This window comes from Arhodomonas sp. KWT (assembly GCF_010993615.1).
In genome coordinates, this window is sequence record NZ_WNXE01000001.1 from 10821 (window position 1) to 23702 (window position 12882).

Annotated in this window: 12 protein-coding genes; 11 read left to right on the top strand and 1 reads right to left on the bottom strand. The window is 68.0% G+C overall.

Annotated features, from left to right (window positions below; all coding sequences use genetic code 11):
- The first annotated feature begins 392 nt into the window (after positions 1-392).
- From flgB to flgL, 11 genes are all read left to right on the top strand, one after another.
- Positions 393-785 carry a flagellar basal body rod protein FlgB gene (gene flgB, locus G7A99_RS00065; RefSeq protein ID WP_163138564.1) on the top strand — a complete coding sequence of 131 codons (393 nt, stop codon included), beginning with the start codon at positions 393-395 and terminating at the stop codon, positions 783-785.
- Between the two features lie 3 nt (positions 786-788).
- Entirely contained in the window at positions 789-1211 is a 423-nt protein-coding gene (flgC, locus tag G7A99_RS00070; RefSeq protein ID WP_018717345.1) for a flagellar basal body rod protein FlgC, read from the top strand.
- A gap of 10 nt (positions 1212-1221) precedes the next feature.
- Positions 1222-1896: a flagellar hook assembly protein FlgD gene (locus tag G7A99_RS00075; protein WP_018717346.1), complete on the top strand. Its 675-nt coding sequence runs from the start codon at positions 1222-1224 to the stop codon at positions 1894-1896.
- 15 nt (positions 1897-1911) lie between these two features.
- Positions 1912-3144 carry a flagellar hook protein FlgE gene (gene flgE / locus G7A99_RS00080; protein WP_018717347.1) on the top strand — a complete coding sequence of 411 codons (1233 nt, stop codon included), beginning with the start codon at positions 1912-1914 and terminating at the stop codon, positions 3142-3144.
- Positions 3145-3223: 79 nt separating this feature from the next.
- A complete protein-coding gene (flgF, locus tag G7A99_RS00085; protein WP_018717348.1) occupies positions 3224-3967 on the top strand; it encodes a flagellar basal-body rod protein FlgF in 744 nt (247 codons plus the stop codon).
- Positions 3968-4040: 73 nt separating this feature from the next.
- Positions 4041-4826: a flagellar basal-body rod protein FlgG gene (gene flgG, locus G7A99_RS00090; protein WP_018717349.1), complete on the top strand. Its 786-nt coding sequence runs from the start codon at positions 4041-4043 to the stop codon at positions 4824-4826.
- Positions 4827-5687: 861 nt separating this feature from the next.
- A complete protein-coding gene (locus G7A99_RS25020; RefSeq protein ID WP_240466039.1) occupies positions 5688-6392 on the top strand; it encodes a flagellar basal body L-ring protein FlgH in 705 nt (234 codons plus the stop codon).
- A 4-nt stretch (positions 6393-6396) separates the two neighbouring features.
- Complete coding sequence (locus G7A99_RS00100) at positions 6397-7512, top strand: flagellar basal body P-ring protein FlgI (RefSeq protein ID WP_018717351.1); 1116 nt, start codon at positions 6397-6399, stop codon at positions 7510-7512.
- Between the two features lie 10 nt (positions 7513-7522).
- Complete coding sequence (gene flgJ, locus G7A99_RS00105) at positions 7523-8521, top strand: flagellar assembly peptidoglycan hydrolase FlgJ (protein ID WP_163138566.1); 999 nt, start codon at positions 7523-7525, stop codon at positions 8519-8521.
- 46 nt (positions 8522-8567) lie between these two features.
- Positions 8568-10562 carry a flagellar hook-associated protein FlgK gene (gene flgK / locus G7A99_RS00110; protein WP_163138567.1) on the top strand — a complete coding sequence of 665 codons (1995 nt, stop codon included), beginning with the start codon at positions 8568-8570 and terminating at the stop codon, positions 10560-10562.
- A gap of 2 nt (positions 10563-10564) precedes the next feature.
- Positions 10565-11797, top strand: coding sequence for a flagellar hook-associated protein FlgL (gene flgL, locus G7A99_RS00115; protein ID WP_163138568.1), 1233 nt, complete (start codon positions 10565-10567; stop codon positions 11795-11797).
- A 306-nt stretch (positions 11798-12103) separates the two neighbouring features.
- On the opposite strand, the gene G7A99_RS00120 is transcribed toward flgL, so the two are convergent.
- On the bottom strand, positions 12104-12598 hold the full coding sequence (locus G7A99_RS00120; RefSeq protein WP_026320969.1) for a transposase: 495 nt from the start codon (positions 12596-12598) through the stop codon (positions 12104-12106).
- Positions 12599-12882: the final 284 nt, after the last annotated feature.

Consider the following 12882-nt stretch of genomic DNA (forward strand, 5'->3'; position numbering starts at 1 on the left):
GAGTCCCTGCCCAGGGAGCTCACGGAATTCGAGATGGTGCGCTGCCATCCCGGCGTGGTGTACCGCCGCAAGGACTGATCGTTTCCGGGTTGATCCGGCCTGTCGCACACGGCCTGCGGCTGTGCCCGGCCCATCTGTTTCGGCCTTGACCCCTTCGGCTGGTGGTGTGAGACCTGCGTCCCGGACGCGGGATTCGGCGAGCCGGGCGGGTAGGTCGTGCGCCGAAGGCGTGCGACGTCGCGGAGGACAGGCCGTCTTCTCGCACACGGCCTGACGGCCGTGCCCGACCTACACGTTTCGACCTGTAACCCTCCGGTGGTCGAGGCGCTCGCGCTAGCTGGCACGTCTGTTGCATCTGCCTGACCCGGAATCATCGCAGGAGGTGACCGGGCATGAGCATCACGATGGATCGGGTTTTCGGCGTCGCTGCCGACGCCCTGCAGGTGCAGTCCGAGCGCACGCAGCTGATAAGCGGCAACATCGCCAACGCCGATACCCCCGGCTACAAGGCGCGGGACATCGATTTCCGCAAGGCCCTGGACGGCGCCGGCGGCGGTGCGCTGGCGCTCGCGCGGACGTCGCCGGCGCATCTCGGTAGCGGCGCCGCGGGCACGAGCGCCTCGGTGCAGTACCGCGTGCCTGCCAATCCCTCCCTCGACGGCAACACCGTGGAGGTCCACCGCGAGCAGGCGAAGTTCGCGGAGGCCACCACCCAGTACCAGGCCGCCCTCAGCATGCTCGGTGACGACATCAAGGGCATCATCGGCGCGATCAAGGGGGAGTAGCCCATGTCCATGTTCAATGTCTTCGACGTCGCGGGCTCGGCGATGAGTGCCCAGTCCCTGCGGCTGAATCTCACGGCGAGCAACCTCGCCAACGCCGAGACCACGGCCTCGTCGCCGGAGCAGGCCTACCGGGCGCGCCAGCCGGTCTTCTCGGCGGCGTTGCAGGCGGCCCAGGCACGCGACGGCGACGCCGGTGCGGTGCCGGTGGAGGTGCGCGGCGTGGTCGAGAGCGAGGCACCGGTGCAGGAGCTTTACCGGCCCAACAGCCCGCAGGCCGATAACGAGGGCTATGTCTATCGCTCGAACGTCAACCCGGTCGAGGAGATGGTCAACATGATCTCGGCCTCGCGCTCGTACCAGAACAGCGTCGAGGTGATGTCCACCTCCCGCGATCTGATGCTCCAGACGCTGCGTCTCGGACGCTAAGGAGAACGCCATGACCACGGTGACCGGCACGAGCAGTGCCTCGCAGCAGGCTGCCATGTCGTCCAGCCAGGCAGAGAACGACCGCACGGAGCTCGGCCAGCAGGACTTCCTCAAGCTGATGACCACCCAGCTGCAGAATCAGGACCCGATGAACCCGATGGAGAACGCGGAGTTCATGTCGCAGATGGCCCAGTTCACATCGGCGTCGGGCATCCAGTCCCTGCAGAGCTCGTTCTCCGACTTCCAGTCCTCCATGACCGCCAGCCAGTCGCTGCAGGCGGCCGGCCTGGTCGGCCGCAAGGTCACCGCCGAGAGCGACACGGGGCATCTGCCCCAGGACGGCGAGCTCAGCGGCACCGTGGAGCTGGACGCCGGAGTCGGCAATTTGACGGTATCCATCGTCGACGGTACCGGCACCCGTGTCGCGGAGATGGCGCTCGGCGCCCAGGATGCGGGCTCGGTGGATTTCTCCTGGGACGGCGAGAACGCGAACGGCGAGCGCCTGCCCAGTGGCGATTACCAGGTGGTCGCCGAGACCACCACGACGGACGGGGTGACTACGCAACCGGTACGCATCGCCGGCGAGGTCACCAGCGTTGCCCTGGCGGGCAACGGCCGTACGCCGACACTCACCGTCGACGGCGTGGGCGATATCTCGCTGTCCGATGTACGCAAGGTTCAGTAAGGGGAGGCACAAGGCATGTCTTTCGGAACGGCTCTCACCGGTCTCAAGGCCGCGGCATCGGACCTCGATGTTTCCGGCAACAACGTGGCGAACAGCCAGACGACGGGCTTCAAGTCCTCGCGGACCGAGTTCGCGGATATCTTCGCTTCCAGCAACCTGGGGGTCTCGCAGACCGCGGTGGGGCAGGGCGTGCGCCTGGCCAATACCCGTCAGCAGTTTTCCCAGGGGCAGTTCGACTTCACCGGTCGCAGCCTGGATCTGGCCGTCAACGGCGAGGGGTTCTTCCGCGTGAGCGACGGCGGGGAGACGCAGTACACCCGAAACGGTGCGTTCAGTCTCGACAAGGACGGCTACATCGTCGATGCGAACGGCCGCCAGCTCACCGGTTTCCAGGCGGACGGCGAGGGCAATATCACCGGGGCGCAGGGGCCGCTGCAGGTCAATATCGGCAACGTCGCACCCCAGGCGTCCAACGAGATGCGGTTGTCGGCCAATCTCGACGCCACCGCGGACGCCCTGACCAACCCGTTCGATTCCGGTGATCCCGAGACCTATAACTTCTCCACGTCGACCACCCTGTACGACTCCCAGGGCGGTGATCACCTGACGACGCTGTATTTCCGCAAGACCGGCTCGAATCAGTGGAACGTCCAGGCGACCGTCGATGGGGCCTCCGGTGTCGGGAGTCCTGGCAACGAGATCGACATGGGTACCGTGTCGTTCGACACCCAGGGTCAGCTGACGGCGCCGGCGAACGACACCCTGACGTCGGGCGCGGTCCCGCTAAGCGGCAACGTCGCGGACCTCGATCTCTCGCTGAACGTCGAGGACCTCACCCAGTTCGGCTCCCCCTTCGAGGTCAAGCAGCTGCGCCAGAACGGCTACGCCGCCGGCCAGTTCACCGGCCTGGGCGTCGAGGCGGACGGGCGCATCATCGCGCGCTTCACCAACGGCCAGACCGAGGCGCTGGGGCAGGTGGCACTGGCGCGTTTCCCGGCCCCCGAGCAGCTTCAGCAGGTGGGCGACACGAGCTGGGTGGAGACCTTCCAGTCCGGCACGCCCGTGGTCGCCGCGCCGGGCTCCTCGGGGACGGGATCGCTGGAGCCGGGGGCGCTGGAGCAGTCCAATGTCGACATCACCGAGGAGCTGGTGAGCATGATCACCGCCCAGCGCAACTATCAGGCGAACTCCCAGATGATCTCGACCCAGAACCAGATCACCCAGGAGATCCTCAATATCCGCTCGTGAGCGGTGAGCGTCTGCGCCGCGGCACGCCGGCCGTGCCGGCGGCGCAGGCACAGGCTCGCGCCCGAAGGAGGCAGAGACCATGGATCGCATGGCCTACATCGCGATGGCGGGGGCGAAATACGCCCTCGAACAGCAGCGGGTTACCAGCAACAACCTCGCCAACGCGAACACCACCGGCTTTCGCGCGGACCTGGAGGCACTGACCAGTCGCGACGTTCACGGCCCGGTGCGCCCGAGCCGTGTCTACGGCGTGGAGACGCGCACCGGCAGTGATTTCACCGAGGGGGCGCTGAAGACCACCGGGCGTGACCTGGACGCCGCGATCAGCGGCAACGGCTGGTTCACCGTCCAGGCGGCCGATGGGACCGAGGCCTACACCCGCCGTGGCGACTTCCGCGTCACCCAGGGCGGCCTGCTGGAGACCGGAGCCGGCGAGCTGGTCATGGGGGAGAACGGCCCCGTGGCCATCCCACCGGCGGAGAAGGTCGAGATCGGTCAGGACGGCACCATCAGCGTCGTGCCCAAGGGGCAGAGCGCCAATGCCATGGCGGTGGTTGACCGGCTCAAGCTGGTGGATCCGCCGACCCGGCAGCTGCGCAAGGGCGAGGACGGGCTGTTCCGGCTCGCCGGCGGCGGCACTGCCGATGCCGACGCCGGTGTGAAAGTGGTTTCCGGCGCGCTTGAGTCCAGCAACGTCAATGCCACGGACGCGCTGGTGCAGATGATCGACCATGCCCGCCGCTTCGAGAGCTACATCAAGATGATCGAGACGGCGCGCCAGACGGACGAGGCCGGACAGCGACTGCTGCGCAGCGGCGGCTGATGCGGCATGAGAGTTGCAACGGTTTAGCCACGACGGGATCGATGCGCGCGGATACGCGCGGGAGGAATGAACCATGAATCCGGCACTCTGGGTGGCCAAGACGGGGATGGACGCGCAGCAGACGCGGATGTCCGTGGTCTCCAATAACCTGGCCAACGTGAACACCACCGGCTTCAAGCAGGACCGGGCGAAGTTCGAGGACCTCGTCTACCAGACCGTCCGCCAGGCCGGCGGCCAGACCACGCAGGACGCGCAGCTGCCCTCCGGGCTGATGGTCGGGACCGGCGTGCGCGTGGCCGCCACGGAGAAGATGCACACCCAGGGCAACATCCAGCAGACGGGGAACGCCCTGGACATGGCCATCAACGGGGACGGCTTCTTCCAGGTGCTGCAGCCCGACGGCACGATCGCCTACACCCGGGACGGCTCGTTCCAGGTCGACAGCCAGGGCCAGCTCGTCACCAAGAACGGTCTCTCCGTGGTGCCCAACATCACCATCCCGGACGACGCCCAGAGCGTGACCATCGGCCAGGACGGTACCGTTTCCGTCAAGACCGCCGGCCAGGCCCAGTCCACCCAGGTGGGTACCGTGGAGCTCGCGGGCTTCGTGAACCCCGCCGGGCTCAAGCCCGTCGGTCAGAACCTGTTCGTGGAGACCGGGGCCAGTGGCACGCCGCAGACCGGTACCCCGGGGCTCAACGGCCTGGGGAGTATCCAGCAGGGCTCGCTGGAGAGCTCCAACGTCAACATCGCCGAAGAGCTGGTGAATATGATCGAGACCCAGCGGGCGTTCGAGACCAACACCCGTGCGATCTCCACCACGGACGGCATGCTCCAGTTCATGACCAACAACCTGTAATCACCGCAGGTGGGCGGGGCATTCAACATGACCTTCGAGACAACAGACCGGCCAGAGGCGGATCGAGGGCGCGGGAGCGGGCAGCCGACCGCCTCGCCGGTTCCCGTAGGTCGTGCGCCGAAGGCGTGCGACTTCTCCGATGGCGCCCCGCGGGGCGCCGGGCGTGCCGTGTCGCACACGGCCCGGGATGTCGGTTGCCGGGAGCAGCCGACCTACGGGCAAGGCGTAGCGCAGGTAGGTCGTGCGCCGAAGGCGTGCGACTTCTCCGATGGCGCCCCGCGTGGCGCCGGGCGTGCCGTGTCGCCCACGGCCCGGGATGTCGGCTGCCAGGAGCAGCCGACCTACGGGCAAGGCGTAGCCCCGGTAGGTCGTGCGCCGAAGGCGTGCGACTTCTCCGATGGCGCCCCGCGGGGCGCCGGGCGTGCCGTGTCGCACACGGCCCGGGATGTCGGTTGCCGGGAGCAGCCGACCTACGGGCAAGGCGTAGCCCAGGTAGGTCGTGCGCCGAAGGCGTGCGACTTCTCCGATGGCGCCCCGCGTGGCGCCGGGCGTGCCGTGTCGCCCACGGCCCGGGACGTCGGCTGCGAGGAGCAGCCGACCTACGGGAAAGGCGTAGCCCCGGTAGGTTGTGCGCCGAAGGCGTGCGACGTCTCCGACGGTGCCCCGCGGGGTGCTGGGCGTGCCGTGTCGCCCACGGCCCGGGATGTCGGCTGCCAGGAGCAGCCGACCTACGGGCAAGGCGTAGCCCCGGTAGGTCGTGCGCCGAAGGCGTGCGACTTCTCCGATGGCGCCCCGCGGGGCGCCGGGCGTGCCGTGTCGCACACGGCCCGGGATGTCGGTTGCCGGGAGCAGCCGACCTGCGTGACGTCATGGTCCGCTGCGGGTGGCGGCCGTGCCGGCACGCTGCGCGGGCTGCTCGCCTGCCTGTTGGTGGCGCTGTTCCTCGTCGGCTGCGCGAGCACGCCACGCACACCGCCGGAGCCGTTGCCCCAGCCCAAGCTCTATGAGCCGGAGCAGCAGGACAATGGCGCGATTTACCAGCCAGGGCTGGATACGCGGCTGTTCGAGAACCGCGTCGCCCATCGCGTCGGCGACATCGTGACGGTGCGGCTCGAGGAGGAGACCGACGCGAGCAAGAACGCCAACATGGCGCTCGGCCGCAGCTCCAGCTACAGCATGCCGTCGCCGACCCTCGCGGGGAAGACGCCCACGGTCGACGGCAATCCGCTGTCGTTTGATGTGCAGAGCGAGCAGGACTTCGACGGCGGCGGCTCCGCGTCCCAGAGCAACGCCCTGTCGGGCACGGTGACGGCCACCGTCGTCCGCGTGCAGCGCAACGGCAATCTCGTCATCCGGGGGCAGAAGCAGATCACGCTGAACCGGGGCGAGGAGTACGTCACCATCTCCGGGGTGGTCCGGCCGGACGACATTGATGCACAGAACACCGTCTCCTCCACCCGCGTCGCCAACGCCCGTGTCAGCTACACCGGTTCCGGTGCGCTGGCGTCGAGCAGTCGCATGGGCTGGCTGGGACGCTTCTTCCTGAGTGTGGTCTGGCCGTTCTGAGGGCATGAACATGACACGCACGCGACTCATTCTCCTCGTGCTCACCGCGCTGATGCTCGCCGTGCCGCCGGCCTGGTCGGAACGGATCAAGGACCTCGCCTCCGTGCAGGGGGTGCGTGAGAACCAGCTCGTCGGCTACGGCCTCGTGGTCGGCCTCAACGGCAGCGGCGACCGCACGAGCCAGACCCCGTTCACCGTGCAGAGCATCAAGTCGATGCTCGCCAGCCAGGGCGTGACCCTGCCGGCGGACCAGAACCTGCAGGTCGAGAACGTCGCGGCGGTGATGGTCAGCGCCGAGCTCCCGCCCTTCGTCAAGCCGGGCCAGCGCATCGACGTCACGGTCTCCTCCATCGGCAATGCCGACAGCCTGCGTGGCGGCAGCCTGCTGATGACCCCGCTCAAGGGCGCGGACGGCCGCGTCTACGCCATGGCCCAGGGCAATCTCCTCGTCGGAGGCTTCAGCGCCGGCGGCAACGACGGCTCCAACGTCACCGTCAATATCCCGACCAGCGGCCGGGTCCCCAACGGCGCCACCGTCGAACGCACGGTGCCGGACAGCTTCGGCAAGGGTCGCACGGTGATGCTCAACCTCCACACCCCGGACTTCACCACCGCCAAACGTGTCGCTGCCAAGGTCAATGGCAAGCTCGGCGACGGCACCGCCAGCGCCATGGACGCCGCCACCGTGAGCGTGCGTGCCCCTGCGAACCGGGACTCCCGGGTGAGTTTCGTCTCCTTCCTTGAGAACCTGGAGATCGACCCCGGCGAGGCGCCGGCCAAGGTGATCATCAATTCGCGCACCGGTACCGTGGTGATCGGCAACCAGGTCGAGGTGCGCGCCGCGGCGGTGAGTCATGGCAGTCTGACCGTCACCATCACCGAGAATCCCCAGGTCAGCCAGCCCGAGCCCCTCTCTCAGGGGCAGACCACGGTCACACCGAACAGCGGGGTACAGGTCGATCAGGAGAACAACCCCATGTTCCTGTTCGGCCCCGGCACCCAGCTCTCGGAGATCGTCAATGCCGTCAACCGCGTGGGTGCCTCTCCCAGCGACCTGGTCGCCATCCTCCAGGCACTGCGCAAGGCCGGCGCCCTGCGTGCCGAGCTGATAGTGATCTGAGGCCGTCGCCATGCGTGCCGATGGACTGGGAGGCTACAACGCCGTCAACTCCGGCGACCTGACGCGTTTGCGCCGGGACGCCCGTTCCGGCGGGGAGGACGCCGTCCGGCAGGTGGCGAAGCAGTTCGAGTCGCTGTTCGTGCAGATGATGCTCAAGGGCATGCGCGATGCCTCCATCGGTGACGGTGGGATGTTCTCCAATAACGCCACGCGCCAGTACCAGCAGCTCTTCGACAAGCAGGTGGCGATGCAGACCGCCGACGGTCAGGGCTTCGGTATCGCCGCCATGGTCGAGCGCCAGATGCGGGGCCAGGCCGAGGGCGGCGCGGGCGTGGTTAACGGGACGTCACTGGCGGATTACCGGCAGCGGGCCGTACCCGCCGCTGCCCCGCCGACCGGCTGGGCGGCCGCCGGGGCGGATGCCGCCGCTTCCGGGAGCGGCACCGCCGGGCAGACCGACGAGAGCGTCGGGGCAACGGACAGCGATGACGGTGGCGGACGCTGGGAGAGCCCCCAGGCCTTTGTCGAGGACGTCCTCCCCGCGGCCCGGCGTACCGCGGAGCGCCTTGGCGTCCCCCCCGAGGCCCTGGTGGCCCAGGCGGCCCTCGAGACGGGCTGGGGGGCGAGAACCCTGCAGGCCGCTGACGGCAGTCCGAGCTTCAACATGTTCAACATCAAGGCCCACGGCTGGCAGGGCGCCCGGGTGCGGGTGCCGACGCTGGAATACCGCGACGGCGCGGCGGTGCGCGAGCAGGCCGAGTTCCGCGCCTACCGCTCGGTTGACGAGGCCTTTGCAGACTATGCGGACTTCCTGCAGAGCAATCCCCGCTATCGCGACGCGTTGAACGCGGGCGACGACGATCCCGCCGGATTCGCCGACGCCCTGGAGGACGCCGGCTACGCGACGGACCCGCGTTATTCGGAAAAACTGCGCCGGATCCTTGACGGTCCCACCCTCCGGGACACGATGGCGGGTCTCAAGGATTCCGGCGAACGGTCGACAACCTGACATGTACCCCGCGTGAGCGCGCGAGGGGCCCGACGAGGGAACCGGTATGGGTGTATTCGAAAACGGTGTCTCCGCGCTGCAGGCCCTGCAGCGCGCGATGAACACCACCTCGCACAACATCTCCAACGTCAACACCGATGGCTACAGCCGTCAGCGCACGGAGTTCGCCACCCGTACGCCCCTTGGTGCGGGCAACGGCTTCTCCGGCAGCGGCGTGGAGGTGGAGACCGTGCGCCGGATCTTCGACCAGACCCGGGAGACCTCGGTACAGCGCAACACGTCCGAGTACCAGCGCCTGGAGACCCTGGCCAACAGCGCCGGGCGGATCGACGACATGCTCGGCGACGAATCCTCGGGGATCTCCAGCGCCCTGCAGGATTTCTACGGCGCGGTCCAGGATGTCGCCGCGGATCCATCGTCGGCGACCAGTCGGGATACGCTGCTCACGCAGGCGCGCAACCTCTCCAGCCGTTTCCGCGGTGTCGGTGAGCAGCTCCGCGGTTTCAATGACGACGTCAATACCCAGCTCAAGGGCAAGACCGCCGAGGTGAACCAGCTCGCGGGCTCGATTGCGGACCTCAACCAGGAGATCTCGGTACAGAGCGGGCGCTTCGGCGAGCCGCCGAACGACCTGCTCGACCAGCGTGACCAGCTCGTCCGCGAGCTCTCCGGACTCGTGGACACCCGCACGGTGGAGGCGAGCGACGGTTCGCTGAACGTTTTCGTGGGCACCGGCCAGACACTGGTTTCCGGATTCAGCAACTCCGAGCTGACCACCGTCCGTCCCGACGGTGACCCGACTCGGCTGAACGTTGCGATCACCACCCGCTCCGGCGGTACCACCGACATTTCCCGCCAGATAGGCGGTGGCGAGATCGGCGGTCTGCTCGACTATCGCGAGAATGTACTCAACCCGACCCGCGAGGAGATCGACCGCATGGCCGCCGGCCTGGCGCAGACGTTCAATGCCCAGCATCGCGACGGCCTGCAGTTCGGAGGCGGCAACGAAGGGGGCCTCGGCGGCGACCTGTTCTCGCTGGGCGGGCCCGGCAGCGTCGCCGACGGTGCCACCGTTGACAGCGGATTTGCGGCCTTCGACCCCGAGAGCGAACCGGCCCTGAACGGGGTGCGCCTGACCTTCGACCAGGCGAGCTCGCAGTGGACTGCGGAGAACGTCGCCACCGGCGACACGCAGACGTTTCAGGACAATGACCAGGTCGTCTCGTTTGCCGGAATGAACCTGGACATGGGTAAGGTTTCCGGTGCCTCCGATGGTGCGACCATCAGCGTCGATCCACTGCAGGACGCCGCGACAGGCATGCGGGTCGCCATCGACCGGGCCAGCCAGGTCGCTGTCGCCGCCCCGCTGCGGGTGGGCGAGGTCAGCGGCAACGACGGTGATGCGGCTGTCGACGATTTCAGCGTCGACAGCATCGACGGTCTGCCGTCGGGCGGGCCGGCCTACCGGCTGGAATACACCGACAGCCTGCCCGGTGGTGGCACGGGCTACGAGCTGGTGGACGGCGGCGGCAACGCGGTGAACGATGGCGCCGGCAACCCGGTTACGATCGCCTACGATCCCGCGACTGACGCCGCGGGCAAGGCGTTCTCGGTGGACGTCGCGCTCGGCGGTGGCAATACTGCCACCGTCTCGGGCGCGTTGAGCGGCCGTCCCGAGGTCGGCGACGCGTTCACCCTGGAGCGCAATACCGGCGCCGTGGGTGACAGCAGCAATGCCGTGGCCCTCGGCGACATCGCCGAGCAGGGCGTGTTCGACGGCGGTGACACGACCCTGCAGGAATTCTATGCCGGGCTGGTCGGCGAGGTCGGCACGAAGACCCTGCAGGCGCAGACCGGCCGCGATGCCCAGGAATCCGTGCTGGAGCAGGCGAGGGCCGCCCGTGACGAGGTCTCCGGCGTGAACCTCGATGAGGAGGCGGCGGACCTCATGCGCTTCCAGCAGGCCTACCAGGCCGCCGCACAGTCCATCTCCATCGCCCGCACCACCTTCGACGCGCTGCTGTCGGCGACACGAGGCTGATCATGGTCCGCATCTCTACCAACCAGTATCACCAGACCGCCCTCAATGCGCTGCTTGACCAGCAGAACACCCTCTCGAAGGTCCAGGAGCAGATTGCCTCGGGCAAGCGCATACTCAGCCCGTCGGACGACCCGTCCGGTGCGGCGCGGGTCCTGGAGCTCGCCCAGAGCATCGAGAGCACGGAGCGTTACAACCGCAACATCGATGCTGCCGAGTCGCGGATGGGGCTGGAGGAGTCGACCCTGAACGAGGTCAGCTCGACTCTCCAGCGGGTGCGCGAGCTCGCCGTTCAGGCGAAGAACGACAGCAATACGGCGGAGGACCGCAAGAAGATCGCCGCCGAGGTCCGCGAGCAGTGGAAGCACCTCGTTCAGCTTGGCAACACCACCGACGGCAATGGCGAATACCTTTTCGCCGGTGCCCAGAGCGGTACTCGCCCGTTCCAGACGCAGGCGGACGATACCGTCCAGTATGCCGGTGACCAGACCGCCCGCCGTCTGCAGGTGGGAGCCGGCCGGAGCATGGAGACGACCCATACCGGTTATGAGACCTTCATGGACATGCCGGCCAGCTACAAGGTGACGGCCACTACAGGAAGCACCGGTACGGCCACGGCGGCAGTGGCGGTCAACACGTCGGTCACCCAGCGCGAGGACGTCTCCGGCTACGAGGTCCGGTTCACGGAAACCGCCGACGGCGGGTTCGACTATGCGGTCGTCGACGACAGCGGCAACGCGGTTACCGACAGCGACGGCAACGCCATAACCGGGCGTTACGAGGCCGGCCGGAGCATCCAGCTCCCAGAACAGGGCGTGGAGCTGACCCTGCACGGCCAGCCGGCGGACGGCGATGCGCTCACCATTCAGGCGGACAGCGATCGCTCGATGTTCGATGCGGTCGAGCGGTTCGCGAGCGCGCTGGAAAACGCCAGCGACACGGAGCAGGGGCGGAGTGCGTTCCAGGCCGCCGGCGACCGGGCGCTCGCGGAAGTCGACGCCGGTCTGGAGAACGTCGAGCGGATCCGCGCCGAGGTGGGCGGCCGGCTGAACGGCCTGGACAGCGAGCGCAATGCCAACGAGGCCGCGGCGCTGGAGCTCAAGAGCGCGCGCAGTACGATCCAGGACCTGGATTACGCCAGCGCCATCTCCGAGTTCTCACGACGCCTTACCGGCATGCAGGCAGCCCAGCAGAGTTACTCCAAGATCCAGGGCATGAGCCTGTTCAACTACCTGTAAGCCCGCATAAGACCCCATTCCGGTAGCTCGTGCACGGCGACCGGCCGTGTGCGGCTCCGTCCGCCACCCCCGGTAGGTCGTGCACGGCCGCGAGGCCGTGTGCGACATCCCGCCTACCGGGGCGAGAACGTCGCACGCCTTCGGCGCACGACCTACCCATCCGGCGGGCTATGCACGGCGAGCGGACGTGGGCGGCTGCTCCGTCCGCCAACATCGGTAGGTCGTGCACGGCCAAAGGCCGTGTGCGACATCCCCCGTCGGGCGCGCCTCCAACCGCCTGCGACATGGCACCTGCAACCCCACCACTCACTCACGCCCGACATGCGGTGGTAGGGACGGCACCTGCTCGCCCCAATACGGCGGGTACACACCCGCGCGTACCAGTCGATGAAAACTCGACCACGGCCACGCCGCCGGACAGGCCACGAGGCCGTGGCGAACCGGATTGTAATGGACATAATCGAGGTGGTTGCGGAAGTCAGCCTCGTCGCGGATACAGTGCTCCCAGAACCTCGGTTGCCAGATGCGTCCGCGCTGCGCGCCCGCCGTCACGGCCCGTTTGATCAGGCTCCAGCGGGTGGCGAAATCGGCATCGTCCGGTGGCAACGTCCACACGCAGTGAAGATGGTCCGGCAGCAGCGTGATCGCCTCCATGCGAAACGGCCGGCGCTCGCGCGTTCCGCGGATCGCGGCACCGAGCAGGGCGCGGATGCCCGCGTCGCACAGCACGGCCCGCCGCCGGTAGGTCACAACGGTAAAGAAATAGGAACCACCCGGTATCCATGGGCGTCGGTATCGCATCCCTGCGTTCCCCGATGATCGATTCGTGTCGTTCGACCATCGTGGATCGCACTCGCGGTTGCAAGGAACGGTATCCGGCACGAGAACGTCGCACGCCTTCGGCGCACGACCTACCACACCGGGCGGGCCATGCACGGCGAGCGGCGGTGTGCCACGCGCCCGCTGCGCTGGCCCGAAAACGCACACCGCCGGCGTTCGCCACCCCAGCCGGTAGGTCGTGCACGGCCGCGAGGCCGTGTGCGACATCCCATCCCTCTCCGAAAGCCACGCGCAAAGGCACGCCA

Bases quoted from the DNA above. Each gene is read 5' to 3' on its own strand.
- flgB (WP_163138564.1), top strand. From the start codon at position 393: ATGAGCATCACGATGGATCGGGTTTTCGGCGTCGCTGCCGACGCCCTG.
- flgC (WP_018717345.1), top strand. From the start codon at position 789: ATGTCCATGTTCAATGTCTTCGACGTCGCGGGCTCGGCGATGAGTGCC.
- G7A99_RS00075 (WP_018717346.1), top strand. From the start codon at position 1,222: ATGACCACGGTGACCGGCACGAGCAGTGCCTCGCAGCAGGCTGCCATG.
- flgE (WP_018717347.1), top strand. From the start codon at position 1,912: ATGTCTTTCGGAACGGCTCTCACCGGTCTCAAGGCCGCGGCATCGGAC.
- flgF (WP_018717348.1), top strand. From the start codon at position 3,224: ATGGATCGCATGGCCTACATCGCGATGGCGGGGGCGAAATACGCCCTC.
- flgG (WP_018717349.1), top strand. From the start codon at position 4,041: ATGAATCCGGCACTCTGGGTGGCCAAGACGGGGATGGACGCGCAGCAG.
- G7A99_RS00100 (WP_018717351.1), top strand. From the start codon at position 6,397: ATGAACATGACACGCACGCGACTCATTCTCCTCGTGCTCACCGCGCTG.
- flgJ (WP_163138566.1), top strand. From the start codon at position 7,523: ATGCGTGCCGATGGACTGGGAGGCTACAACGCCGTCAACTCCGGCGAC.
- flgK (WP_163138567.1), top strand. From the start codon at position 8,568: ATGGGTGTATTCGAAAACGGTGTCTCCGCGCTGCAGGCCCTGCAGCGC.
- flgL (WP_163138568.1), top strand. From the start codon at position 10,565: ATGGTCCGCATCTCTACCAACCAGTATCACCAGACCGCCCTCAATGCG.
- G7A99_RS00120 (WP_026320969.1), bottom strand. From the start codon at position 12,598: ATGCGATACCGACGCCCATGGATACCGGGTGGTTCCTATTTCTTTACC.